The sequence below is a fragment of the Actinacidiphila sp. bgisy160 genome, from assembly GCF_965342435.1.
GTDB lineage: Bacteria > Actinomycetota > Actinomycetes > Streptomycetales > Streptomycetaceae > Actinacidiphila.
Genome location: NZ_CBDRCM010000068.1, coordinates 1 through 24549, shown reverse-complemented (window position 1 = coordinate 24549; position 24549 = coordinate 1). Strand labels below are relative to the sequence as shown.

The following is a 24549-nucleotide window of genomic DNA, read 5'->3' as shown; positions in this document are numbered from 1 at the left end:
GGAGAGTCGTCCTCGTAGTGGGCTGCTCGGACGATTCGGCAACTCCCCCGGACCGAAGGCTTGGGGAGGCACTTTGACGACAGGGTGTGGGGGCACCGGTAGCATGCGGGGCGTACTGATCAACCCCTGGACGGAGGCGTCAGGTGGCGGGAGAACCGCAGGCGGACTGCCTGTTCTGCAAGATCGTCGCCGGGAGCGTCCCCGCGACCGTCGTGCGGGAGACCGAGACGACCGTCGCGTTCCGTGACATAAACCCCCAGGCGCCGACGCACGTCCTGGTCATCCCCAAGGCGCACTACCCGGACGCCGCCTCGCTGGCCGCCCAGGCACCCCAGCTCGCCGCGGACGTGCTGCGGGAGGCGGGTGAGGTCGCCGCCGAGGACAAGGTGGTCGGCACCGGCTACCGGGTCGTCTTCAACACCGGCGCGGGGGCGGGCCAGACCGTCTTCCACGCGCACGCCCACGTGCTGGGCGGTCGTGGCCTCGAGTGGCCGCCCGGGTAACCGACGGTGTCCGCACGTGAATTGGTCGTGCTCGGCACGGCCAGCCAGGTCCCGACCCGGCACCGCAACCACAACGGCTACTTCCTGCGCTGGGACACCGAGGGCATCCTCTTCGACCCGGGGGAGGGCACGCAGCGCCAGATGCTGCGGGCCGGCGTGGCGGCGCACGACCTGACCAGGCTGTGTGTGACCCACTTCCACGGGGACCACAGCCTGGGCCTGGCCGGGGTGATCCAGCGGATCAACCTCGACCGGGTGCCGCACCCCGTGACGGCCCACTACCCCGAGTCCGGCCGCCGCTTCTTCGACCGGCTGCGGTACGCCACCGCCTACCGCGAGACCGTGCGGCTGCGCGAGGAACCGGTGGCGGGCGAGGCGGCGGTGCTGGCCGACTCCGACGCCTTCCGGCTGGAGGCGCGCCGGCTGTCGCACCCGGTGGAGGCGTACGGCTACCGGCTGGTCGAGCCGGACGGGCGCCGCATGCTGCCGGAACGCCTGGCGGCGCACGGCATCACCGGACCGGCGGTGGGCCGGCTGCAGCGCGAGGGCGAGGCCGACGGGGTGACGCTCGCCGAGGTGAGCGAGCCGCGCCCGGGGCAGCGCTTCGCCTTCGTGATGGACACCCGGCTCTGCGACGCGGTGTACGCCCTCGCCGACGGCTGCGACCTGCTCGTCATCGAGTCGACCTTCCTGGACGAGGACACCGCGCTGGCCCAGGAGCACGGGCACTTGACGGCCGGTCAGGCCGCCAGGGTGGCCGCCGAGTCGGGCGTCCGGCATCTGGTGCTCACGCACTTCTCGCAGCGCTACACCGATCCGGCCGACTTCGAGCGCCAGGCGCGGGACGCCGGCTTCGAGGGCGAGCTGACGGTCGCGCGGGACCTCGGCCGGGTCGCCGTGCCGAAGCGCCGCCCGAGCTAGCCGGAGCCGGCCGCACGCCCCTGACCTGTACGGTTGCGAGGTGAGCATCCCGAAGGCCGAACTTCATCTGCACATCGAAGGCACCCTCGAACCCGAGCTCGCCTTCGCCCTCGCCGAGCGCAACGGGGTCGACCTGCCGTACGCCTCGGCCGAGGAGCTGCGGCAGGCCTACTCCTTCAGCGACCTGCGGTCCTTCCTGGACCTGTACTACGCGCTCATGGCCGTGCTCCGCACGGAGGAGGACTTCACCGACCTCGCCGAGGCCTATCTCGCTCGCGCCGCCGCGCAGGGCGTGCGGCACGCCGAGATCTTCTTCGACCCGCAGGCGCACACCGCGCGCGGCGTCCCGGTCGGCGCGGTGGTGGCGGGCCTGGCGCGGGCCCTGGACCGCAGCCGGGAACGGCACGGCGTCAGCACACGGCTGATCATGTGCTTCCTGCGGGACGAGTCCGCCGAGTCCGCGTTGGAGACCTTCGAGGCCGCCCGGCCCCATCTGCACCGGATCAGCGCCGTCGGCCTGGACTCCGCCGAGGTCGGTCACCCGCCGTCGAAGTTCCGCGCCGTGTACGAGGCAGCCGCCACGGCGGGCCTGCGCCGGGTCGCGCACGCGGGCGAGGAGGGCCCGCCGGCGTACGTGTGGGAGGCGCTGGACGTGCTCGGCGTCGACCGGATCGACCACGGCATCCGCAGCATGGAGGACCCGGACCTGGTGGCCCGGCTGGCCCGGGACCAGGTGCCACTGACCGTCTGCCCGTTGTCCAATGTGCGGCTGCGCTGCGTGGCCACCCTCGCCGACCACCCGCTGCCCGCCATGCTCGCCGCGGGGCTGCTGGTCACCGTGAACTCCGACGACCCCGCCTACTTCGGAGGCTACGTCGGCGACACCTTCGACGCCGTGGCCGCCGCGCTCCCGCTCGACGAGGACGCCCTGCGGCGGCTGGCCCGCAACTCCTTCCTGGCCGCCTTCCTCGACGACGAGGAGGAACTGCGCGCCCGGTATCTCGCCGAGGTGGACGCCCACACGTTCTGAGTGCCTCCGCGCGCGCCGGTCTGAGTACGCGCACTCATGCGGGCCCTGCCGCGTGGGCGGAGCATGGAGTCATGCGAAGGCACCTGATGCGGCCCGCAGCGGCCGTCACGCTGATCGTGACCACGCCCGTCGCCACCTGGGGGCTCCTGGGCCGGCAGGACGCCGCCGGCTTCGAGCCCGCCGAACTGGACTACCTGGTGCGGCCCTTCGGCATCCCGGAAGGGGCGGAGACCGCGATCGGGGCGGCCGCGGCCGTGCTGGCCACCGGGGCGGCCCTGCTGCTGGGCCGGGCCTCCCGTCCCGGGCCTGACCGCTTCGACGGCCGGTGGTGGGCGGTGATAGGGCCGCTGGTCGCGGCCGGGATGCTGGCCGGCGCGATCTGGCGGACGGTGACGGCCGGGGTCATCGGCGCCAACATCGGCGCGGGACTTGCGATCCTGCTCGGCGGTCCCGTGGTCGCCGGGCTGGTGCTGTGGTCGCTGGGCCGGGGCCTGTGGCTGGCCCGCGCGCGGCGCCGCGGCCCCCGCCCCCCGCATGGGGGGACGGGCACCGCGGGCTGGCGGCCCGCCGCCGGTCAGGGCACGTAGTACATCGGGTTGGGAAGCTTGAACGACTTGTCGGCGTGACCGCCGTTCAGGTCGCTGTACTGGTCGCCGAAGTTGGCGATGATGTCGTACCCCTGCGCCTCGATGTGGGCCCGGGTGCCCGCCTTGTAGTCGACGGTGGAGCAGGTCCACGTCGGGGCGGAGCAGGGCAGGTAGCCGGTGGCGACCTTGTTCTTCAGGAAGAAGTGGGCCGGGTCGGCGGTGGAGGTGTAGCCGGCGGCCGCGAGGTTGCGGACACTCGCGGCGCGCTGCGTCTCCGGGCGGCCGGTGATCCAGAAGACCGTCACGCCGTGGTCGGCGGCCCAGTCGGCCAGCTGCGGCATGCCGAAGACCGGGGCCATGTCCTTGTTCTGGATGTACGCGTCGTTGGAGGCCGGCGTGTAGTTGAAGCCCACCTCCAGCTCGTAGTTGTACGTCAGCAGGGACGTGTCGTCGACGTCCAGGACGATCGCCGGCCTGCCGTGGCGCTGGTGCGCGGACTTCGCGAGGGCGTTCCGCAGGTAGCTGCGGGCCTTCTTCTCGATGCCGGCGACCTGCTTGGCGTAGTTGCTGTCGGCGGCGGCCTGGTGCTCACCGGAGGCGTCGACGGTGTCGCCGTAGTACGCCTTGATGTCGGTGACCACGTCGGTGAGGTTGGGGATCTGCTTGTCGCTGCGGGGCACGGAGGTGTCGGCGGTCGCCGCGCCGACGCCGTAGAGGGTGGCGGCCGCCACCGCGGCGACTGCGGCGGCCACGGTGCGGGTGCGCCCGCGGGTGAACACGGACGGTCTGGCAGCGGGCATGGGGTGGCTCCTTCGATCCGGCCGGGGGCGCGCGCACGGCCGGCCCACGCGCTTTCGGGGAACGCCCGGCCCTGCGGGGCTCGTTGACGTGGCGACGCTATGGGTCTCGATCATGCTGGTCAAGGGCTGTCTACGCGCGGTGACCCCGGATCGTCGTCCGGGGAAGGATCAGCCCAGGTCGGCACGTGCGGAAAGGACCGGCAAAGCTTTGGTATGCCGCCGCGGCCGGGCCCCGCACCGCCGTGCCCGTGCCCGTGCCCGCCCGAGGGTCAGGGGCGGTGCCGGCCGGGACGCCGCCGGCGCGGCGCGGCGCCCCTCCCGCGGGCGTGCCTAGACAGGGCCGCGCCGCCCGCGCAGAGCACGGCGCCCGCCGCGAACGCGGTGAAGCCCAGCGGGGCCTTCGGCAGCCCCCACAGGGTCTCCGCGAAGGGGTCCGGCGGGGCCTGCGCACTGCCGACGCCGCCCAGCAGGCTGAGGATCAGGGACACCCAGATGGCGAACCCGGCGAGCGCCACTATCACCCCGGCGGCCATGAGCACCCGCCCCGGCCCCCGCACCCGCAGCAGCCCGTCGCAGGCCTCCTCGGCGGCTCCGGGGTCCGCCTCGCGCCCGCCGCCGTAGCGCCGGCGGCCTGCGAGGTACTGCGCGCGCCCGGACGGATAGCCCCGGGTGCCGCCGGGCCCTGACCGGGGCCGGGTGTCCGCGAGGTCGTGGAGGACGGTCAGCGGCGGGGAGGGCCCGGGGATCTCCCCGGCCTGCGGGGGCTCCGCGTCGTCCGCGGGGTCCGGTCGCACCAGCCGGGCCGACTCCACCGACAGCCGCAGTTCGACGTGGCCGATGCGGAGCAGGTCCCCGTCGTGCAGGGGACGCGGCGCGTCGATCAGGGTCCCGTTGAGGTAGGTGCCGTTGGTCGAGCCGAGGTCACTGAGCACGACGTGACGCCCTGCGCGGTTCATCGCGGCGTGCCGCCGGCTCACGCCCTCCGCTTCGAGCCGTATCCCGCTGCCGGCCAGCCTGCCGATCTCGCAGTAGCCGGCCGGCACGGGGTAGGTCCGTCCGGCGTCCGGCCCCGTGGTCACGATCAGTTGTGGCGGTGCGGCCGAGTGTCCGGGCATCTCCAGCCCCTGGGGTCATCCGCTTTCCCTCAGCATCCGTCCGCGTCCCCGCGCGGACAAACGCTGGTCACGGCCCGGGCGCGCGTACGATCGGTCGGAACGACACCAGGTCGGGAGGAGCCCGGGTGAAAGACCAGCCCGTCCTCGATCCGCTCGCGGCGGTGCGCGGGCCGGACGACCCGGAGACCGATGTGTACCTGACCGGCACGGTCTTCCTGGACATCATCTTCACCGGTCTCGACCGTGCGCCCGTGCGCGGCACCGAGTCCTGGGCACGCGGCATGGGGTCGAGTCCCGGAGGCGTGGCCAACATGGCGACCGCACTCGCCCGGCTGGGCTTGCGCACCTCGCTCGCGGCGGCCTTCGGCGACGACGTGTACGGCGACTACTGCTGGGACTCCCTGTCCGAGGGCGAGGGCATCGAGCTGGCGCTCTCCCGCAAGATCCCCGGCTGGCACTCCCCGGTCACGGTCTCCATGGCGTACGAGGGCGAGCGCACCATGATCAGCCACGGCCACGAGGCCCCGCCGCCGGAGGAGCCCGCCCCGCCGTGCCCGCCGCCGAGCCGGGCGTGTGTGGCCTCCCTGGTGCCCGGGGTGCCGCAGCAGGAGTGGATCGGCACCGCCGCAGGACGGGGCAGCCGGGTCTTCGCCGACGTCGGCTGGGACGACAGCGGCCGCTGGGACCGCGCCGACCTCGCCGACCTGGCGCACTGCGAGGCCTTCCTGCCGAACGCCGCCGAGGCCATGCGCTACACCCGCACCGACTGTCCCCGGGCCGCCGCCCGCAAGCTGGCCGAAATGGTGCCGCTGGCGGTGGTGACGCTCGGTTCCGAGGGCGCGTACGCGGTGGACTCCGCGGCCGGGCAGGCCGCCGAGGTCCCGGCGCTCTCCGTGGAGGCCCTGGACCCCACGGGCGCCGGGGACGTCTTTGTCGCGGGCTTCCTGACCGGCACCCTGGCCGGCTGGGCTCTGGCCGACCGGCTGGCCTTCGCGTGCCTCACGGCCGCGCTGTCGGTGCAGGAGTTCGGCGGTTCGCTGTCGGCGCCCGGCTGGATCGAGATCGCGGCCTGGTGGCAGCACGCCAAGGCCTACGACGACCAGGACCGCACCGCGCTGCGCCGCTACGCCTTCCTGGACGACCTGCTGCCCACAGGCACCCGCCGCTGGCCCCTGCGCCGCGCCGTGCCGACGATCGGCTTCCGCCCGCCGCCGATGCGCTGACGCCGTGGCGGGACCCGCGTCAGGCGATCACGTCGACGGGGCAGCGGGCCGCCTTGGCGCGCTCGATCCGGGCGTCTCCTGTGACCAGGGCGCACTTCAGGTGTTCGGCGAGGGCGACGTAGGAAGCGTCGTACGCGGAGAGGTTGGCGCGCAGCTCCCAGACGCGATCGAGCAGGGCATAGCCCGGCATGCGCTGGATCGGCAGGGCGGACAGCAGCGTGATCGCCGTCTCCGCCGCCGCTTGCTCCAGCTTCCCCCCGAGCGACAGGCCACGGATCGCATGAGCCGCCTCGAACTCGATGACGGCCGGTGCGTGCAGGATCTCGCCGGACAGGCGTTTGCGCGCGAGATCGCCCGGTGGGCCGCCATGGGTGAGGGCCAGGACGAGCGCGGACGCGTCGACGACGATCACCCGCGGCGCCCCTCGTCGAGGTGACCCAGCAGGTCCTCCACGGTGTAGTCGGCTGTCGCCGACTTCCGGGCGCTGGCCAGTATGTCGTCGACTGTCGGCGTTCTCGCCTGTTCGATCAGCCTCTGGCGCAGGTACTCGTTCAGGGACTGGTGCGCCTCGACCGCGCGGTGCTTGAGAGTGCGGTGCACGTCATCGGGGACGTCCTTGATCTGGATGTTCGCCATGTCGTCCACCCTAGCATGCGAAACGCATGCATGCATGCGTTTCGCATGCGTCGTCACACTCGGCGCTCCAGGATCCGGCCCGGCCAGTGGGCGCCCTCCTCCCGGGGAACGGTGAAGGGCTGGGCGCGGGTGAAGCCCAGGGTCTCGTACTGCCGCACGAGGCGGCCGTCGTCGCCCGCGTAGCAGTCGACGCGCAGCAGCCGGATGCCGCGCCGTCGTGTCTCGGCGACGGCGTCCTCCACCAGGGCGGCGCCGATGCCGCTGCCGGACAGCGACCGGTCGGTGACCAGCAGCCGCAGGTACAGCTCGGGCTCGTCGACGGGCGGGGCGTAGTCGGGCTTCTCCTCGGCCAGCACGCACACGCCCACCAGCCGGCCGTCGGTCTCGGCGGCGCGCAGCAGGTACTCCTCGGCGTACCGGGTCACACGTTCCACCGCCGGGGGCCGGGAGGACCAGGGGCGGGTGCCCCACTGGCCGGTGCGGCCGCGTGCGGTCAGCCACGCGATGGCCCCGTCGAGCAGGGCGAGCGTCGCGGGCAGGTCCTCGGGTCCTCCGGTGCGGATCTCCATTCCCCAGTCCTACCCGGTGCGTGACGCAGCGTAAAACCTCTCGGAACCCCAGCGGCACCGACGTACCCTTGAACCCCAAGCCCAGTGGCATGTCGAACAGCAGAAGGCGGGATGAGCAGGCCGTCGAGCCTGGCCCATGACTCAGACACCGACAACGCAGCAACCGCAGACGAGCGCCCACTTCGTGGTACCGGCCAAGCACCCCATGGTGACCGTCCTGGGGTCGGGCGACTCGCTTCTGCGCGTGATAGAGCAGGCGTTCCCGGCCGTCGACATCCATGTACGAGGCAATGAGATCAGCGCGAGCGGCGAACCCGCGGACGTCGCGCTGGTCCAGCGCCTTTTCGACGAGATGATGCTGGTACTGCGCACAGGCCAGCCGATGACGGAGGACGCAGTGGAGCGGTCGATCGCCATGCTCCGCCAGGACAGCGGAAGCGACGGCCTGGAGGAGACCCCCTCCCAGGTGCTCACCCAGAACATCCTGTCCAGCCGGGGCCGCACCATCCGCCCCAAGACCCTGAACCAGAAGCGCTACGTCGACGCGATCGACAAGCACACGATCGTCTTCGGCATCGGCCCGGCGGGTACCGGCAAGACCTACTTGGCCATGGCCAAGGCGGTCCAGGCCCTGCAGTCCAAGCAGGTCAACCGGATCATTCTGACCCGTCCGGCCGTCGAGGCGGGCGAGCGGCTCGGCTTCCTGCCCGGCACGCTCTACGAGAAGATCGACCCGTACCTGCGCCCGCTGTACGACGCGCTGCACGACATGATCGACCCCGACTCGATCCCCCGCCTCATGGCGAGCGGCACGATCGAGGTCGCTCCTCTGGCGTACATGCGCGGCCGCACGCTCAACGACGCGTTCATCATCCTCGACGAGGCGCAGAACACCAGCGCCGAGCAGATGAAGATGTTCCTCACCCGGCTCGGCTTCGACTCCAAGATCGTCGTCACCGGAGACGTCACGCAGGTCGACCTCCCCGGTGGCACGAAGAGCGGGCTGCGCCAGGTCGTGGACATCCTCGAGGGCGTCGAGGACGTGCACTTCTCGCGTCTGACGAGCTCGGATGTCGTACGCCATAAGCTGGTCGGGCGCATCGTGGACGCCTACGAGCGCTACGACGACCTCAACGGCAACCGAAAGTAGCCACCGAAGCACTATGGCGATCGACGTCAACAACGAATCCGGCTGGGATTTCGACGAGGCGGCGGTGCTCGACATCAGCCGCTACGCCCTGCAGCACATGCGTATCCACCCGCTGTCCGAGCTCTCGGTCATCGCGGTCGACGCCGACGCCATGGCGCAGCTGCACATCCAGTGGATGGACGAACCGGGCCCCACCGACGTCATGTCCTTCCCGATGGACGAGCTGCGTCCCGGGAAGGACGACGAGGAGCCCCCGCAGGGCCTGCTCGGGGACATCGTGCTCTGCCCCGAGGTGGCCAAGAAGCAGGGCGACGCGGCCGTGACCAAGCACTCCATGGACGAGGAGCTGCAGCTGCTCACCGTCCACGGGGTGTTGCACCTGCTCGGTTACGACCACGAGGAGGCCGACGAGAAGGCCGAGATGTTCGGCCTGCAGAAGGCCATCCTCGACGGCTGGCGCGCCGAGCGCGGCATCCAGGGGCCGTCGCCGGCCCCGACGACCACCCACTGATCGCGATGGTGGTCTTCGCCGTCCTGCTGGTCGTCGTCGCCTGGCTGGCCGCCTGCGCCGAGGCCGGCATCGCCCGTACCTCCCGCTTCCGGGCGGAGGCCGCGGTGCGTGCCGGCCGGCGCGGCGCGGACAAACTGCTGGCGGTGTCCTCGGACCCGACCCGCTACCTCAACGTCGCCCTGCTGGTCCGGGTGGCCTGTGAGATGGCGGCGGCGGTGCTGGTCACCGTCGTGTGCGTCCGGCACTTCGAGCGGACCTGGCAGGCGGTCCTGGTGGCGGTCGCTGTCATGATCGTGGTCTCGTACGTCGCGGTGGGCGTCTCGCCCCGCACCATCGGCCGCCAGCACCCGCTGAACACCGCCACCGCGGCGGCGTACGTGCTGCTGCCGCTGGCCCGGGTCATGGGGCCGGTCCCGGCGCTGCTGATCCTCCTCGGCAACGCGCTCACCCCCGGCAAGGGCTTCCGCCAGGGCCCGTTCGCGTCCGAGGCGGAGCTGCGCGCGCTGGTGGACCTCGCCGAGAGCGAGTCCCTCATCGAGGACGAGGAGCGCCGCATGGTGCACTCCGTCTTCGAGCTGGGCGACACCCTGGTGCGCGAGGTCATGGTGCCGCGCACCGAGCTGATCGCCATCGAGCGCTACAAGACGATCCGCCAGGCCATGACCCTCGCCCTGCGCAGCGGTTTCTCGCGCATTCCGGTCACGGGCGAGAGCGAGGACGACATCGTCGGCATCGTCTACCTCAAGGACCTCGCCCGTCGGGTGCACATCAACCGGGACGCCGAGACCGACCCGGTCTCCTCGCTGATGCGCCCGGCCTTCTTCGTCCCCGACACCAAGAACGCCGGCGACCTGCTGCGCGAGATGCAGCGCGAGCGCAACCACGTCGCCGTCGTCATCGACGAGTACGGCGGAACGGCCGGCATCGTCACCATCGAGGACATCCTGGAGGAGATCGTCGGCGAGATCACCGACGAGTACGACCGCGAACTGCCGCCCGTCGTGGAGCTCGGCGCGGGCCGCTACCGTGTCACCTCCCGCCTCGACCTCGGCGACCTGGGCGAGCTCTACGGCGTGGACCTCGACGACGAGGACGTCGAGACGGTCGGCGGCCTGCTCGCCAAGACCCTCGGCCGGGTCCCCATCCCCGGCGCCTCGGCGGTCGTCGGGCTTCCCGAGACCGCCTCGGCCCCGGACGCCCCCACCGCGCTGCGGCTCACCGCCGAGGCCCCCTCGGGCCGCCGCAACCGCATTGGCGCGGTCCTCGTCGAGCCGGTCGCGGCCGTCACGGACGAGGATCCGGCGGGTCCGGAGCCGGACGGGGCGATGCACGGCGGGTAGGGCCGGTCAGCCCTCGTCGACGAGCGGGATGCCGGGGGCGAAGTGCTCCAGTGCGGCGGCGAGGCGCCGCCGGTCGAGCCGCCAGCCACTGATCTGGCGGGACGCCATGAGCAGGTCGAACGGCACGGGGACCAGGGCACCGGCGACGGCGCGCCCCACGGGCCCCTGTCCGGCGCCCGGCAGCGCCGGGGCGCCCTCGCGGCGGGCCAGCCCGATCCAGGGGACCCGCGCGCCGTGCGTGACGCCCTGCCGCCACAGCACCACGGCCGTGACGTCCTCCCACGGCACGTGCGCGGTGGTGGCCCGGTAGCGCAGGGGCGCCCCACCCAGGAGCACCCCCGTCGCGTCGACCCGCAGGGCCACTTTGCGGGTCAGCGAGTTCGAGGCGATCAGCAGACCGCCGCCGCCGAAGAAGACGGCTCCGAAGACCTGCATCGCCGCCGGTGTCCCGAGGCCCGGCGCCACCGCGAGCGCGGTGAACAGCACCGTGAGCGTCAGGATGCCGACGGTCTTGCGGTCGAAGCCGAAGCGTGCCTCGTAGATGGGTTCCTCTCCCTGCTTCATGCAGGGATCATGACAACGCCCCGTCCCCGGGGGAAGCCCCCGGGACGGCTACGCTGACCGCATGAGCGATGCGCTGCACCCGGAAGACCGCAAAATCATCACCCTGGCCCGCTCGACCCGTGCCCGCAACGGCGTTCCCGAGGGCGCGGCGGTCCGCGACGAGACGGGCCGCACCTATGTGGCGGGCACCGTCGCCCTGCAGTCGCTGTCGCTCAGCGCGCTGCAGACCGCGGTCGCCATGGCCGTGGCGAGCGGTGCCACGTCGCTGGAGGCGGCCGCCGTGGTGTCCGAGGCGGACGCGGTGGCGGAGGCGGACCGCGCGGCCGTGCGCGACCTGGGCGGCGCCGGCACCCCCGTGCTGCTGGCCGGACCCGACGGCGCCGTGCGGGCGACGGTCACCGCGGGCTGAGCCGCCCCGGCGCGGCCGCCCGCGGGAACGCCTCCACGAACTCCGCGACATCGGGGCGCCGGTCGGCCGAGCGCCACACCAGGGTCGAGTCCGCGGGCGTCAGGCCCCCGGGCCCCGTACGGGGCGGGCCACGACTTCGGGGCGCGAGCACCTCCGCGTCGCCTTCCGTGAGCGCGACGACGGCCTCACGGCCTCACCCCGGGCCGGATTTCCCGGCCTGGCCGCTGCGTCAGTACCAGCACGTCGTCCCCGTCCCCGGTGGCGCACATCGCGGGGAACCGCTCGGCCGCCCGTGGGGAACCGCACACCGACACCCTGGCCCGCATCACCGAGGCCCTGGAGCGCCCTCCGGCCCGCCGGCATCCGCGCCCTCCCGGAAGGGATCCGGGTCGGCAGGGGCGTGCCGGGCGTCCGGTACCAAGGACCCGCCGCCCCCGCCGACCAGGCATGGCGCGCGCCCGGCCGCCCCACTCCCCTCGCCTGCCCCGCGGGCGGTCGGAGGCGGCCGCGGGGTCCGCCCGGCGGGCCCGAGTCGAACGTTGTCCCGGCGGCCGAGACCCCCGGAGCCGTCGCGGGAGCGGTCCGGGCCGCCCCGTCCCGGTGAGCGAGCCCGGCCGCGCTGGGCGGCCGGTGCCGCGCGGGCGTCAGCCGGGCCCGGTGGATCAGGGACAATGGTCGCCATGAGCGTTCGCACCGAGACGACCCCCGCCCCCGCCCACCGGGCCGGCTTCGCCTGTTTCGTGGGCCGCCCCAACGCGGGCAAGTCCACCCTGACCAACGCTCTCGTCGGTACGAAGGTGGCCATCACCTCCAACCGTCCGCAGACCACCCGGCACACCGTGCGCGGCATCGTGCACCGCCCGGACGCGCAGCTCGTCCTCGTCGACACGCCCGGTCTGCACAAGCCGCGCACCCTGCTCGGCGAGCGGCTCAACGACGTCGTCCGCACCACCTGGGCCGAGGTGGACGTGATCGGCTTCTGCCTGCCCGCCGACCAGAAGCTCGGCCCCGGCGACCGCTACATCGCCAAGGAGCTGGCCGAGGTCCGCAAGACCCCCAAGGTGGCCATCGTCACCAAGACCGACCTGGTGGACTCCAAGCGGCTCGCCGAGCAGCTGGTCGCCGTCGACCAGCTCGGCGCCGAGCTGGGCATCGAGTGGGCGGAGATCATCCCCGTCTCCGCCGTCGGCGACAGGCAGGTCTCCCTCCTCGCCGACCTCATCGTCCCGCTGCTCCCCGAGGGCCCCGCCCTCTACCCGGAGGGCGACCTCACCGACGAGCCCGAGCAGGTCATGGTCGCCGAGCTCATCCGCGAGGCCGCGCTCGAGGGCGTACGGGACGAGCTGCCGCACTCCATCGCCGTCGTGGTGGAGGAGATGCTGCCGCGCGAGGGCCGCCCCGCGGAGAAGCCGCTGCTGGACGTGCACGCCAACATCTACATCGAGCGCCCCAGCCAGAAGGGCATCATCATCGGCCCCAAGGGCGCCCGCCTGAAGGAGGTCGGCACCAAGTCCCGCCGCCACATCGAGGCGCTGCTCGGAACGCCGGTCTTCCTCGACCTGCACGTGAAGGTCGCCAAGGACTGGCAGCGCGACCCCAAGCAGCTGCGCAAGCTGGGCTTCTGAGGCACCGCCCCGCCTCCCGGCTGACGGGCCCGCCGAGTACCATCACCCGGGACCGAACGGGCGGCGGAGGGGGCGCGTGTGGGGGACGGAGCGGGCGGCGGCAAGGTGCGGCGTCCCGTACCGCGACATCTGGGCGCCATGCACCTGAGCGGGACCGTCCTCCTGCTCACCTTCCTCGTGCCACCCCTGTGGATGGTGAACGCCGCCTACGCGACACCGCCGGACGATCCCACCGCGGACGCGCCCTTCATCCTCCTTGTCCCGGTGTCGGCGATGTGCCTGGCCCTGCATCTGGCCGTGCAGATCCCGGCCGGGCTGCTGGGGTCCTGGCTGGGCCGGAGCCGGAGGGCAGCGGCTGGATACGGATTCGCCCTCGCAACGGCCGGAGCGCTGAGTCTGCTACTCCTGTACGGGGTGGGCTGGCGGAGCAGCTCGGACGGTCTCCCGACGGTGTGGGCGGACTCCATGGTGCGCGCATCACTCGGTCTGGCCTGCTACATGTGGTTCGTGCGAACCCGGGCCGGATCCGCGCCGCGCCGACGGGACTGACCCCCGGCGGCCTGCGGCCGGCCCTACGCGCCCTCCTTCAGCACCAGCTGGACCAGTTCCCGTTGCTCCTCGGACAGCCGAGGGTCCGCGCAGTGCACCGTACGGCCGTCGATCGTGATCTCGTACCGGAAGCCGTCCGGTACGCCCTGCGGGGGCGAGGCCGGACCCGCGGCGAGGACGTCGCGGGCCAGGGCGTGCAGACGGAAGGCGTCGGGCCGGCCGGCGGTGTCCAGCACGGCCCGGCGCTCGATCCCCGCGAAACCGCCGGAGCGGATCACCTGTATGCGCATGGCGGACGCCTACCCCTGTACGGGCGGCCGCGCACCTTCCGGCGCCGGGGACTGGCGCGGCAGGTCGCTGCCGCCCACGGCGGCCGGGATGCCGACCTCCGACCAGGCCTTCACGACCGCCGCGTGCTCCTCGCCCTCGCCGAAGCGTGCGGCGGCCGCGCCGACCGTCGCCTGCGCGAACTCCGCGAAGGTCGCGCGCGGTGACAACTCCCCGCCGGTCAGCACGTCGTACCAGATCCGGCCGGCCCGCTCCCAGGCGTAGCCGCCCAGCGCGGTGGCGAGCAGCTGGAACGCCCGGTTGGGGATGCCGGAGTTGATGTGCACACCGCCGTTGTCCCGCGAGGTGCGGACGTAGGAGTCCATGTGGCCGGGCTGCGGGTCCTTGCCGAGGACGTCGTCGTCGTAGGCGGTGCCCGGGGCCTTCATGGAACGCAGCGCGACCCCCGTGACGCGCGGCGCGAGCAGGCCGGCGCCGATCAGCCAGTCCGCCCGGTCGGCGGTCTGGCCGAGCGCGTACTGCTTGATCAGGGAGCCGAAGACGTCGGACACCGACTCGTTGAGAGCGCCGGACTGGCCGAAGTAGTCGAGGTTCGCGGTGTACTGGGTCACGCCGTGGGTGAGTTCGTGGCCGATGACGTCGATGGGGAGCGTGAAGTCGAGGAAGAGCTCCCCGTCGCCGTCCCCGAAGACCATCTGCCCGCCGTTCCAGAACGCGTTGTTGTAGTCGCGGTCGTAGTGGACGGTGGCGTCCAGCGGAAGACCGGCGTCGTCGATGGAGTGGCGGCCGTACGCCGTCAGGAAGAGTTCGAAGGTCGCCCCGAGGCCGTCGTAGGCCCGGTTGACCGTCGCGTCGGCCGAGGCGGCGTCGCCCTCGTCGCGGACCTTCCGCCCGGGAAGGTCCGTTTGGTGCTCCGCGTCGCTGATCGTGCGGCGCGGCAGGTCGGACGGCTCCGCGCCGATCACCGGGAGGGCGCCGATGACGGTGGTCAGCCGGCGGCGGGTGCGCTCGGCGGCGTCGCGTTCCAGGGTGCGGCGGGCGGGCTCGGCGAGTGCGCGGTCTTCGTTGCGGGCGACCTCGTCGAGGACGTGCGGCGGCACGATCGTGCAGAAAACGGGTGTCTGCTCCATGCAGGGCAATGTGGCACGTTGCTCACGGTCTGTCACTAGCTGTGACCATGATCCACGAAAAGGGGGGAAGATGTGCGTTTTTCAGGTCATCGCGGGCGGTCTTGCATACTGAGAAGAACGCCGCAGCGGCTGCAGGGTCCCCGGGGGCTCGGTTATGGTCGACAGCATCATGCGTTTCGGGCTGCTTCTTCTTAGCTGCCGCGGCGAGGGCCTGTAGTCCAGGTCGACTCCCTCCCCGCGGGGTTTGGCGTTGCACCAGCGCCGGTCGGCCGCCTCCACAGCCGCAACCGAGGAGCACCCCCGCAGATGTCCACCCCGAACGCCGTCGGCCGCCCCACGCCCATCACCGCCGCGACCGTGCGCCAGCGGCCCACCGCGATGCCGGTCCACAAGTACAAGCCGTACGAGGCCGTGCGGATCCCGGACCGCACCTGGCCCGACCGGCGGATCACCAGGGCCCCCCGCTGGCTGTCGACCGACCTGCGGGACGGCAACCAGGCGCTGATCGACCCGATGTCACCGGCCCGCAAGCGCGCGATGTTCGACCTGCTGGTGAAGATGGGCTACAAGGAGATCGAGGTCGGCTTCCCGGCCTCGGGCGAGACCGACTTCGCCTTCGTGCGCTCCATCATCGAAGAGGGCGCGATCCCCGACGACGTCACCGTCTCCGTGCTGACCCAGGCCCGCGAGGAGCTGATCGAGCGGACCGTGGAGTCGCTGCGCGGCGCGGCGCGCGCGACCGTGCACCTGTACAACGCCACCGCCCCGACCTTCCGCCGGGTGGTCTTCCGCGGCTCCAAGGAGCAGATCCGGCAGATCGCCGTGGACGGCACGCGGCTGGTCATGGAGTACGCGGACAAGGTCCTGGGCGACGCGACCGTCTTCGGCTACCAGTACAGCCCGGAGATCTTCACCGACACCGAGCTGGACTTCGCGCTGGAGGTCTGCGAGTCGGTGATGGACGTCTGGCAGCCCGAGGACGGCCGCGAGATCATCCTGAACCTGCCGGCGACCGTGGAGCGCTCCACGCCCTCCACCCACGCGGACCGCTTCGAGTGGATGTCGCGGAACCTGAGCCGCCGCGAGTTCGTCTGCCTGTCCGCGCACCCGCACAACGACCGCGGCACGGCGGTGGCCGCCGCCGAGCTGGCCGTGATGGCCGGTGCCGACCGCGTCGAGGGCTGCCTGTTCGGCCAGGGCGAGCGCACCGGCAACGTGGACCTGGTCACCCTGGGCATGAACCTGTTCAGCCAGGGTGTGGACCCGATGGTCGACTTCTCGCAGATCGACGAGATCCGCCGCACCGCCGAGTACTGCAACCAGATGGAGGTCCACCCGCGCCACCCGTACGTGGGCGACCTGGTCTACACGTCCTTCTCCGGCTCCCACCAGGACGCCATCAAGAAGGGCTTCGACGCCATGGAGGCCGACGCGGCCGCCCAGGGGAAGACGGTCGACGAGATCGAGTGGGCGGTCCCGTACCTGCCGATCGACCCCAAGGACGTCGGCCGCTCCTACGAGGCCGTCATCCGCGTCAACTCGCAGTCCGGCAAGGGCGGCGTCGCGTACGTCCTGAAGAACGACCACAAGCTGGACCTGCCGCGCCGGATGCAGATCGAGTTCTCGAAGATCATCCAGGCGAAGACCGACGCCGAGGGCGGCGAGGTCACCCCGACGGAGATCTGGTCCATCTTCGAGGACGAGTACCTGCCCACCCCCGAGAACGCCTGGGGCCGCATCGCGCTGCGCTCGGCGCAGACCTCGACCAGCAGCGACGGCGCCGACACTTTGACCGTCGAGGCGGTCGTGGACGGGGCCGGTACGGTCCTGACCGGCACCGGCAACGGCCCGATCTCGGCGTTCTTCGACGCGCTGGCCTCGGTCGGGGTCGACGCCCGTCTGCTGGACTACACCGAGCACACCATGAGCGAGGGCGCCAGCGCCCAGGCCGCCTCCTACATCGAGTGCGCCATCGACGGCAAGGTCCTGTGGGGCATCGGCATCGACGCCAACACCACCCGCGCCTCGCTGAAGGCGGTCGTCTCCGCCGTCAATCGCGCGGCCCGCTAGTCACCGCGGACGGTGAACCGGCCATGGCGCCCACCCGGGCGCCGTGGCCGATTCTTGTATTCGGCCCTCTCGTGGTACTGACTGCGCGTCGCTCATGTGGCTAACATCACGTCATGACGGCGCCGTTGCCGGAGCGTTACCCACGCCTGCGGCGCGTAATGGGACGAACCGGTGTAATCAAGATGGCGGCCGGAGGGTGCGAAGTGCTCCAGATCAAGGGCTTGTGCATCTTGGGCGTGCGGACGGTCTGGCACACCGAAGGTGACGGGGAGTTCTTCTGCGCCGGCTGCGGCGGCGACCGCGGCTACCGGCGGCGCACCGGCACCCGGCGGCTGACCCTGCTGGGCCTGCCCCTCCTGCCGCGCGGCTCGGCCGGCACGGTCGTGGAGTGCGTGGTCTGCCGGGCGCGCCGCGGCCCCGAGGTCCTGGAGCAGCCCACCACCACCGTCTTCTCCGCCATGCTCCGCGACGCCGTCCACACCGTCGCCCTCGCCGTGCTCACCGCGGGCGGCGCCATGGGGCGCGGGGCACGCGAGGCCGCTGTCGGCGCGGTCCGCTCGGCCGGGTTCACCGACTGCACCGAGGACCAGCTGCTCGGCCTGCTCGCCGCGATCGTCGCCGACGAGGGCCGGTTCCCCGGCGCCTCCGACGCCCTGGACGCCGACGGGCTCGCGGACGCCTTCGACGGCTGCGGCAGCTGGCTGTCCATCGAGCTCCACGAGGCCCTGGAACCCCTCTCCCGGCACCTGGCCCCCCAGGGACGCGAGCACATCCTGCTCCAGGGCGCCCAGATCGCCCTCGCCGACGGCCCCTACCTGCCCGCCGAGCGCGAGGTCCTCGGCGCCGTCGGCCGCTGCCTCGGCCTCGTCGGCGAGGACACCGAGCGCATCCTGGAGGCCGCGGCCCGTACGCCGTCCTGACGGCCGTCCCCGCCCCGCCGGGCGTACTCCCCAGGGAGTAACGGGACCCGTCCCGCACCCCGGGCAGTAACGCGCGGCTCGCCCTGCGGCCTGACGAAACGCGGCTCCGCGGCCGGAAGTCTGGAAGCGACCAGACCACCGGCCCGGAGGGAGGCCCGAGATGGGGGCCACGAGCACGAAGAGCACGGCGGGCGCGCCGGCGCAGGCGCCGCCGCGCGGCGTACGGAAGGGACGGCGCGGAGCGCGGCTGGTGCCCTGGGGGGTGCTCGTCCTGTGGCTCGGGGTGCTCGCGCTCGCCGGGCCGATGGCGGGCAGGCTCGCCGGAGACCAGCAGAACCGCGCCGTCGACTACCTACCGGCGAGCGCCGGTTCGACGCAGGTGGCCGAGTTGCAGGACGCCCTGCCCGGCGGCGAGGCGACCGAGCTGTTCGTCGTCTACCACCGCGACGGCGGGCTGACCGCCGCCGACCGGGCCAGGGCCGCGGAGCAGGTCGCCGCTGTCGCGAGGGCGCACCGCCTCACCGGCGAGGGGCAGCCGCGGGGCGTCGCGTCGCGGGACGGCAGCACCCTGATGTACCCGGTCGCCAGCACCGAGCCGGGTCAGGACGACGCTGCCGCCGAGGCCTTCGTCGAGGACGTGCGCGCCACGGCGACCGGCGGCGACGGGCTGACCGTCGAGGTCGGCGGGCCCGGGGCGGTCGGCACCGACATGAAGGAGGTCTACTCCTCGCTGGACGGGCCGCTGCTGTACACCACGGTGGCCGTCGTCGCCGTCCTGCTGATCCTCATCTACCGCAGCCCGCTGCTGTGGCTGCTGCCGCTCGTCGTCGCGGGCGTCGCCGACGCCACGGCCATGGCCGCGGTCCACGGCCTCCACCGCGCCTTCGACATCACCGTCACCGGCCAGAGCCAGGGCGTGATGACCATCCTCGTCTTCGGCGCCGGTACCGACTACGCGCTGCTGCTCGTCTCCCGCTACCGCGAGGAACTCCGGCGCGTGCCACGCCCGTACGACGCCATGCGGGCCGCCCTGCGCGGCTGCGGGCCCGCGGTACTGGCCTCCTCCGCGACGGTGGCCGTGGGCCTGCTGTGCCTGCTCGCCGCCGACCTCAACAGCAGCCGGGGCATGGGCCCGATCGCCGCGGTCGGCGTGCTGTGCGCGCTGGTGGCCATGACGACGCTGCTGCCCGCGCTGCTGGTGCTGCTGGGCCGCCGGGTCTTCTGGCCGCTGGTCCCGGCGCACGGCAGCCAACCGCCCGTCCGGCGCGGACTATTGACCACCATGGGCCGCTCCGTCGCCCGCCGTCCGCTGGTCGTGCTCGTGGGCGGGTTGGTCCTGCTGGGCGCGCTGGCGGTCGGCGCGCTCAACCTGCCCGGCGGCCTCAAGAACGACGACGCCTTCACCAGCGCCCCCGAGTCGGTCGCGGCCATGCGCACCCTCGCCCGCGCGGACAGCGGCGGCGGTGCCCAGCCGATCACCGTCATGGCGCCCACCGGCCGGGCCGACGAGGTCGCGGCGGCCGCCCGGACCACCGAGGGCGTGGCCGCCGTGGAACGCGGCCGCAGCGGCGGCGGCTGGACCGAGCTGTCCGTCACCGCCCGGGCCGTGCCGGAGTCGGCGGCCGAGGCCGCCACCATCAAGGCGCTGCGCGCGGAACTGGACGGCCGCTACGGGACGTACGTCGGCGGCCCCGGCGCCCAGCAGCTCGACCTCGCGGACACCAGCGCGCGGGACCGCCTGTTCGTCGTGCCGCTCGTCCTGCTCTCGGTGCTGCTGGTCCTCGTCGCGCTGCTGCGCAGCCTCGTCGCGCCGCTGCTGCTCGTCGCGGCGGTGATCGCCGTGTGGGGGGCGTCGCTGGGCATCGGCGGACTGGTCTTCGGCCCGCTCTTCGGCTTCGCCGGCACGGACCCGGGGCTCCCGCTGCTCTCCTTCGTCTTCCTCGTCGCCCTCGGTGTCGACTACGGCATCTTCCTGATGCACCGGATGCGCGAGGAATCGCTCGCCGGCGCCGCGCCCGCCGCGGCGGCCCTCACCGCGCTGCGCACCACCGGAGGGGTCATCGCCTCCGCCGGGCTGGTGCTGGCGGCTACCTTCTCGGTGCTGCTCGCCATGCCCCTGGTGTCGCTGGTGGAGCTGGGCTTCGTCATCGCGGTCGGGGTGCTGCTGGACACCTTCCTGGTGCGGACCTGCCTCGTCACCTCGGCGAGCCTGACGCTGGGACGCCGGGTGTGGTGGCCGGGCCGGCTCTCCCGGGCGTGACCCCGTCCGGACGGCCCGGGCAGCACCCTGGGAGCCCGCCGACCCCGTAACGGAAGATGGAGCCGTGCCCAAGCAGCCACGCATCGTCCTCGCCTCCCACGGCGACGTCCTCCTCGCCGTCACCGTGCTCGCGGCGCAGTGCGCGCTCGCCGTGTTCTTCCCCGAGCGCAACGGGCACCGGCCGGACGCGCTGGGCTGGACGCTGCTCGTCGCCGGCGCGCTGGTGCTGACGGCGCGGCGGCGGGCGCCGATGGCCGTGATGATCGCGACCGTCCTGGCCGTCGGCCCCTACCACGCGCTGGACAACCTCCATGTGGCCGTCGTGCCGGCGAGCATGGTGGCCGTGTACTCGCTGGCCGTGGCCGGACCGCCGCTGCGGACCTTCCCGACGGTGGCGGCGGTCATCGGGATCATGGCGTCGGTGATGGCGGCCACCCCGGACCGGCACGCGGTCACCGACGTGCTCCGCAGCGGCGGCTGGGTCGTGGCGATGGCCCTGGTCGGCGAGGCGGTGCGGATCCACCGCAAGTACGTGGCCGCGATCGTCGAGCGCGCCGAGCGGGCGATCCGCACCCGCGAGGAGGAGGCGGCCCGCCGGGTCGCCGAGGAACGCCTGCGGATCGCCCGCGACCTGCACGACCTGCTGGCCCACAGCATCACCGTGATCGGTGTGCAGACCTCGGTCGCCGCGCACGTGCTGCTCGCCGACCCGGACCGGCTGGACCGCACGGCCGTCGCCGGGGCCCTGGACAACATCGCGCAGACCTGCCGTGACGCCCGCGTGGAACTGCGGGGCACCTTGCAGGTGCTGCGCGGCGGCGACGACGAACGCGGCCCGCTGCCGGGCCTGGCCGGCGTCGCCGACCTGGCCCGGTCGGCGGAGGCCGCCGGGGCACGGGTGGAACTGGCGGTCGCGCCCGGCGCCGCCGACGGGGTGCCCCCGGCCATCGGCGCGGCGGCGTACCGGATCGTGCAGGAGGCCCTGACCAACGCGGTACGGCACGCGGGCGGCGGCACCCGGGTCCGGGTCGGCCTCTGCCTGGACGCCGAGGCGGCGGCCCTGCGCATCGCCGTCACCGACGACGGTCCCTGCGCCGGGGCGGGAGCGGCGGCCTCGCCGCAGCAGGACGGCAAGTGGCGTCCCTGGCGGGCCATGGCGCCGGCCAGACCGGCGGCGGAGGAGCCCGCCCCGGCCGGCTACGGCCTCATCGGCATGCGCGAGCGGGCCCGCAGCGTCGGCGGCACCCTGACCGCCGGCCCCTCCGCGGAGGGCGGCTTCACCGTCGCGGCCGTCCTCCCGCTCGCAGGGAGCGGGGCGCTCGCGGGAGGCGCGGCGTGATCCGCGTCCTGCTCGCCGACGACCAGACCCTGGTCCGCGAGGCCTTCGCGATGCTCGTCGACTCCGCTCCCGACATGCGGGTCGTGGGGCAGGCGGCCACCGGGCGGGAGGCCATGGCGGCGGCCCGCGCCGGCCGCGCCGACGTGGTGCTCATGGACATCCGCATGCCGGACCTCGACGGCATCGAGGCCACCCGGCTCATCGCCGCCGACGACGGCCTGGCCGGGGTCCGGGTGCTGGTGCTCACCACGTACGACACCGACGACCACGTCGTCCCCGCGCTGCGCGCCGGGGCCAGCGGCTTCCTCGTCAAGGACACCCGCCCCGCCGACCTGCTCGACGCCATCCGCACGGTCGCAGCGGGCGAGGCGCTGCTGTCGCCGGGGCCGACGGCGCGGCTCATCGCCCGCGTGCTGCGCCTCCCGGAGGGCCCGCCACCGGGCGGACCAGCCCCGGAACGCCTCGCCGCGCTGTCCGAACGGGAGCGGCAGGTGCTCGCCCTCGTCGCGCGGGGCCTGAACAACACGGAGGTCGCCGAGGCGCTGGGCCTCAGCCCCCTGACCGCCAAGACGCACGTCAGCCGGATCATGGGCAAGCTCGGCGCCCGCGACCGCGCCCAGCTGGTGATCGCGGCCTACGAGTCGGGCCTGGTCGCGCCCGGCGGGACGGCGGGGCCCGGCGGGTGACCCCCCGGCCCGCGACCGCGGTGGCGACGGGCGGTGCAGGCGAGCGCGATCCACACCGTCGCGCTTTGGTGCCGGGCGTCCGCGGCCGTCGCCGGCGCCCTGTCCCGGGGCGCCGCCCCGGGGTCCGCTCGCGCCCCGCGCAGGGCCGGCACCCGGGCATCCGCCGCCGGCGGTCCGCGTAGCCGCACGGTATTTCCGGCTCGGTGCCGTCGGGGCTGGTCGCCGCGATGCGGTAGGTGACCGAGTCCGTCAGCCGACCGCCAGCACCAGGGCCAGGGCGACGAGCGCGGGCACGGTCTGCACGAAGAGGATGCGCCGGCTCGCGGTCGCGGCGCCGTACAGCCCGGCGACCGCCACGCAGGCCAGGAAGAACACCTTCGCCTGGAAGCCCACCGGGTCGCCCGCCACGGCGCCCCACACCAGCCCCGCGGCGAGGAAGCCGTTGTAGAGCCCCTGGTTGGCCGCGAGCGCCTTGCTCTCCTGCGCGAACTGCGCGGTGGTCCCGAAGGCGCCCCTGGCGCGGGGGGTGGTCCACAGGAACATCTCCAGGACCAGGATGCAGACGTGGAGGGCCGCTATGAGCAGCACGGCGACGGTCGCTGTGATCGACATGGGCCGTAGCGTACGACCCGGGCCGGTCCGGTCGTTCGGTACGGAAGAATGAACGCATGAGTCTGTTCCGCGACGACGGCATCGTGCTGCGCACCCAGAAGCTGGGCGAGGCGGACCGGATCATCACCCTGCTCACCCGCCGGCACGGCCGGGTGCGGGCGGTGGCCCGCGGCGTGCGGCGGACGAAGTCCAAGTTCGGGGCGCGGCTGGAGCCCTTCTCCCATGTGGACGTGCAGTTCTTCGCGCGCGGGGGAGAGCTGATCGGCCGCGGCCTGCCGCTGTGCACCCAGGGCGAGACGATCGCCCCCTACGGCAGCCGCATCGTCACCGACTACGCCCGCTACACCGCGGGCACGGCGATGCTGGAGACCGCCGAGCGCTTCACCGACCACGAGGGCGAACCAGCGGTGCAGCAGTACCTGCTGCTGGTCGGCGGCCTGCGCACGCTCGCCGGCGGTGAGCACGACCCGCGCCTGGTGCTCGACGCGTTCCTGCTGCGTTCGCTGGCGGTCAACGGCTACGCGCCCAGCTTCGATGACTGCGCGAAGTGCGGGATGCCCGGGCCGAATCGGTTCTTTTCGGTCGCCGCGGGAGGAGTCGTGTGCGGCGAGTGCCGCCCGCCCGGAAGCGTCGTACCCTCACTGGAGTCACTGGAACTCCTCGGCGCGTTGCTCGGAGGGGACTGGGAGACCGCCGACGCGTGCGAACCGCGCCACTGCCGGGAGGGCAGCGGACTGGTCGCCGCGTATCTGCAGTGGCACCTGGAGCGCGGCTTGCGCAGTCTGCGCTTCATCGAGAAGTAGCGGTACCCGGCGGGCCCGGCAGCACCAAGTCGTGAGGCACAGGAAGTGGAGAGCAAGGTCATGGCAGTACGCGGGATTCTGAGCCGTCCCCGGCGCGAGTACCGGGCTCCCGACCCGCACCCGTCCGGCGCGCAGCCCCCCAAGATCCCCGGTGAGCTCGTCCCCCGGCACGTGGCCATCGTGATGGACGGCAACGGCCGCTGGGCCAAGGAGCGCGGGCTGCCCCGCACCGAGGGGCACAAGGTCGGCGAGTCCGTCGTGCTGGACGTCCTCAAGGGCTGCCTGGAACTCGGGGTCAAGAACCTCTCCCTCTACGCGTTCTCGACCGAGAACTGGAAGCGCTCCCCCGACGAGGTCCGCTTCCTCATGAACTTCAACCGGGACGTCATCCACCGGCGTCGCGACGAGATGCACGAGATGGGCATCCGCGTCCGCTGGGCCGGGCGCATGCCCCGGCTGTGGAAGTCGGTCGTCCAGGAGCTCCAGGTCGCGGAGGAGATGACCCGCGACAACGACGCGATGACGCTGTACATGTGCGTCAACTACGGCGGCCGTGCCGAGATCGCCGACGCGGCGGCGCGACTGGGCGAGGACATAAAGGCGGGTCGCCTCGACCCCTCCAAGGTCACCGAGAAGACCCTCGCCAAGTACATGTACCACCCGGACATGCCGGACGTGGACCTGTTCGTCCGCCCTTCCGGCGAGCAGCGCACCTCCAACTTCCTGATCTGGCAGTCCGCCTACGCCGAGATGGTCTTCCAGGACGTCCTCTGGCCGGACTTCGACCGGCGCGACCTGTGGCGCGCGTGCCTGGAGTACGCCTCCCGCGACCGCCGCTTCGGCGGCGCGATCCCCAACGAGCAGCCGCCGCCGGCGACGGAGAGCGGTGTGGACACCGAGTAGTGGTCC

The 24549-nt window shown here is 73.0% G+C and carries 27 protein-coding genes; 18 read left to right on the top strand and 9 right to left on the bottom strand.

Annotated features, from left to right (window positions below; genetic code table 11):
- The first annotated feature begins 143 nt into the window (after positions 1-143).
- The 4 genes from ACRWNP_RS33065 (at position 144) to ACRWNP_RS33050 (ending at position 3041) form a co-directional block, all read left to right on the top strand.
- Entirely contained in the window at positions 144-503 is a 360-nt protein-coding gene (locus tag ACRWNP_RS33065; protein ID WP_431967993.1) for a histidine triad nucleotide-binding protein, read from the top strand.
- Positions 504-509: 6 nt separating this feature from the next.
- The gene (locus ACRWNP_RS33060) at positions 510-1424 is read left to right on the top strand and encodes a ribonuclease Z (protein WP_431967991.1); all 915 of its coding nucleotides are present in this window, start codon (positions 510-512) and stop codon (positions 1422-1424) included.
- Between the two features lie 40 nt (positions 1425-1464).
- Positions 1465-2454, top strand: a complete 990-nt coding sequence (locus tag ACRWNP_RS33055; RefSeq protein WP_431967990.1) for an adenosine deaminase — start codon at positions 1465-1467, stop codon at positions 2452-2454.
- Between the two features lie 71 nt (positions 2455-2525).
- A complete protein-coding gene (locus tag ACRWNP_RS33050; RefSeq protein ID WP_431967988.1) occupies positions 2526-3041 on the top strand; it encodes a hypothetical protein in 516 nt (171 codons plus the stop codon).
- On the opposite strand, the gene ACRWNP_RS33045 is transcribed toward ACRWNP_RS33050, so the two are convergent.
- Positions 3029-3841 (bottom strand): HAD family acid phosphatase, encoded by an 813-nt coding sequence (locus ACRWNP_RS33045; RefSeq protein WP_431967986.1) that lies wholly within the window; start codon positions 3839-3841, stop codon positions 3029-3031. The genes ACRWNP_RS33050 and ACRWNP_RS33045 overlap by 13 nt on opposite strands.
- Before the next feature lie 269 nt (positions 3842-4110).
- Positions 4111-4956 carry an FHA domain-containing protein gene (locus tag ACRWNP_RS33040; RefSeq protein ID WP_431967984.1) on the bottom strand — a complete coding sequence of 282 codons (846 nt, stop codon included), beginning with the start codon at positions 4954-4956 and terminating at the stop codon, positions 4111-4113.
- Positions 4957-5081: 125 nt separating this feature from the next.
- Between ACRWNP_RS33040 and ACRWNP_RS33035 the strand changes: the two genes are divergently transcribed.
- Positions 5082-6179, top strand: a complete 1098-nt coding sequence (locus ACRWNP_RS33035; protein ID WP_431967982.1) for a carbohydrate kinase family protein — start codon at positions 5082-5084, stop codon at positions 6177-6179.
- 19 nt (positions 6180-6198) lie between these two features.
- Here ACRWNP_RS33035 and ACRWNP_RS33030 read toward each other — a convergent pair whose 3' ends face one another.
- The 3 genes from ACRWNP_RS33030 to ACRWNP_RS33020 are packed head-to-tail and all read right to left on the bottom strand — an operon-like array spanning position 6199 to position 7384.
- Positions 6199-6591 (bottom strand): type II toxin-antitoxin system VapC family toxin, encoded by a 393-nt coding sequence (locus tag ACRWNP_RS33030; RefSeq protein ID WP_431967980.1) that lies wholly within the window; start codon positions 6589-6591, stop codon positions 6199-6201.
- Complete coding sequence (locus ACRWNP_RS33025) at positions 6588-6815, bottom strand: FitA-like ribbon-helix-helix domain-containing protein (RefSeq protein ID WP_326576205.1); 228 nt, start codon at positions 6813-6815, stop codon at positions 6588-6590. The genes ACRWNP_RS33030 and ACRWNP_RS33025 overlap by 4 nt, the downstream gene beginning before the upstream one ends.
- 53 nt (positions 6816-6868) lie before the next feature.
- Positions 6869-7384 (bottom strand): GNAT family N-acetyltransferase, encoded by a 516-nt coding sequence (locus ACRWNP_RS33020; RefSeq protein ID WP_431967978.1) that lies wholly within the window; start codon positions 7382-7384, stop codon positions 6869-6871.
- A gap of 136 nt (positions 7385-7520) precedes the next feature.
- Here ACRWNP_RS33020 and ACRWNP_RS33015 point away from each other — a divergent pair, with 136 nt between their 5' ends.
- Genes ACRWNP_RS33015 through ACRWNP_RS33005 form a run of 3 tightly spaced genes read left to right on the top strand, consistent with a single transcriptional unit; the run spans position 7521 to position 10385 of the window.
- On the top strand, positions 7521-8534 hold the full coding sequence (locus ACRWNP_RS33015; protein WP_431967976.1) for a PhoH family protein: 1014 nt from the start codon (positions 7521-7523) through the stop codon (positions 8532-8534).
- Between the two features lie 13 nt (positions 8535-8547).
- Positions 8548-9045, top strand: coding sequence for an rRNA maturation RNase YbeY (ybeY, locus tag ACRWNP_RS33010; RefSeq protein WP_431967974.1), 498 nt, complete (start codon positions 8548-8550; stop codon positions 9043-9045).
- 5 nt (positions 9046-9050) lie between these two features.
- Positions 9051-10385, top strand: coding sequence for a hemolysin family protein (locus ACRWNP_RS33005; protein ID WP_431967972.1), 1335 nt, complete (start codon positions 9051-9053; stop codon positions 10383-10385).
- 6 nt (positions 10386-10391) lie between these two features.
- Here the strand turns inward: ACRWNP_RS33005 and ACRWNP_RS33000 are convergent, their stop codons facing one another.
- Positions 10392-10949 carry a hypothetical protein gene (locus ACRWNP_RS33000; RefSeq protein WP_431967970.1) on the bottom strand — a complete coding sequence of 186 codons (558 nt, stop codon included), beginning with the start codon at positions 10947-10949 and terminating at the stop codon, positions 10392-10394.
- 61 nt (positions 10950-11010) lie between these two features.
- On the opposite strand from ACRWNP_RS33000, the gene ACRWNP_RS32995 reads away from it, so the two are divergent.
- From ACRWNP_RS32995 to ACRWNP_RS32985, 3 genes are all read left to right on the top strand, one after another.
- Positions 11011-11358 carry a cytidine deaminase gene (locus tag ACRWNP_RS32995; RefSeq protein WP_431967968.1) on the top strand — a complete coding sequence of 116 codons (348 nt, stop codon included), beginning with the start codon at positions 11011-11013 and terminating at the stop codon, positions 11356-11358.
- A 671-nt stretch (positions 11359-12029) separates the two neighbouring features.
- Positions 12030-12983 carry a GTPase Era gene (gene era, locus ACRWNP_RS32990; protein WP_431967966.1) on the top strand — a complete coding sequence of 318 codons (954 nt, stop codon included), beginning with the start codon at positions 12030-12032 and terminating at the stop codon, positions 12981-12983.
- A 78-nt stretch (positions 12984-13061) separates the two neighbouring features.
- Positions 13062-13532 carry a hypothetical protein gene (locus tag ACRWNP_RS32985; protein WP_431967964.1) on the top strand — a complete coding sequence of 157 codons (471 nt, stop codon included), beginning with the start codon at positions 13062-13064 and terminating at the stop codon, positions 13530-13532.
- A 23-nt stretch (positions 13533-13555) separates the two neighbouring features.
- Here the strand turns inward: ACRWNP_RS32985 and ACRWNP_RS32980 are convergent, their stop codons facing one another.
- Both ACRWNP_RS32980 and ACRWNP_RS32975 read right to left on the bottom strand, forming a co-directional pair.
- Positions 13556-13822: a protealysin inhibitor emfourin gene (locus tag ACRWNP_RS32980; RefSeq protein ID WP_431967962.1), complete on the bottom strand. Its 267-nt coding sequence runs from the start codon at positions 13820-13822 to the stop codon at positions 13556-13558.
- A gap of 9 nt (positions 13823-13831) precedes the next feature.
- A complete protein-coding gene (locus ACRWNP_RS32975; protein WP_431967960.1) occupies positions 13832-14950 on the bottom strand; it encodes a M4 family metallopeptidase in 1119 nt (372 codons plus the stop codon).
- A gap of 306 nt (positions 14951-15256) precedes the next feature.
- Between ACRWNP_RS32975 and leuA the strand changes: the two genes are divergently transcribed.
- From leuA to ACRWNP_RS32950, 5 genes are all read left to right on the top strand, one after another.
- Positions 15257-17020, top strand: a complete 1764-nt coding sequence (gene leuA / locus ACRWNP_RS32970; protein ID WP_431967958.1) for a 2-isopropylmalate synthase — start codon at positions 15257-15259, stop codon at positions 17018-17020.
- A 182-nt stretch (positions 17021-17202) separates the two neighbouring features.
- Positions 17203-17940, top strand: a complete 738-nt coding sequence (locus ACRWNP_RS32965) for a TerB family tellurite resistance protein (RefSeq protein WP_431968010.1) — start codon at positions 17203-17205, stop codon at positions 17938-17940.
- A 160-nt stretch (positions 17941-18100) separates the two neighbouring features.
- On the top strand, positions 18101-20200 hold the full coding sequence (locus tag ACRWNP_RS32960) for an MMPL family transporter (protein ID WP_431967956.1): 2100 nt from the start codon (positions 18101-18103) through the stop codon (positions 20198-20200).
- 64 nt (positions 20201-20264) lie between these two features.
- On the top strand, positions 20265-21539 hold the full coding sequence (locus tag ACRWNP_RS32955; RefSeq protein WP_431967954.1) for a sensor histidine kinase: 1275 nt from the start codon (positions 20265-20267) through the stop codon (positions 21537-21539).
- Positions 21536-22225: a response regulator gene (locus tag ACRWNP_RS32950; protein ID WP_431967952.1), complete on the top strand. Its 690-nt coding sequence runs from the start codon at positions 21536-21538 to the stop codon at positions 22223-22225. The genes ACRWNP_RS32955 and ACRWNP_RS32950 overlap by 4 nt, the downstream gene beginning before the upstream one ends.
- A gap of 249 nt (positions 22226-22474) precedes the next feature.
- Here ACRWNP_RS32950 and ACRWNP_RS32945 read toward each other — a convergent pair whose 3' ends face one another.
- On the bottom strand, positions 22475-22837 hold the full coding sequence (locus ACRWNP_RS32945) for a DUF1304 domain-containing protein (RefSeq protein WP_431967950.1): 363 nt from the start codon (positions 22835-22837) through the stop codon (positions 22475-22477).
- Between the two features lie 56 nt (positions 22838-22893).
- On the opposite strand from ACRWNP_RS32945, the gene recO reads away from it, so the two are divergent.
- Both recO and ACRWNP_RS32935 read left to right on the top strand, forming a co-directional pair.
- Positions 22894-23640 carry a DNA repair protein RecO gene (recO, locus tag ACRWNP_RS32940; RefSeq protein WP_431967948.1) on the top strand — a complete coding sequence of 249 codons (747 nt, stop codon included), beginning with the start codon at positions 22894-22896 and terminating at the stop codon, positions 23638-23640.
- Between the two features lie 60 nt (positions 23641-23700).
- Positions 23701-24543: an isoprenyl transferase gene (locus ACRWNP_RS32935; protein ID WP_431967946.1), complete on the top strand. Its 843-nt coding sequence runs from the start codon at positions 23701-23703 to the stop codon at positions 24541-24543.
- The last annotated feature ends 6 nt before the right edge of the window (positions 24544-24549 follow it).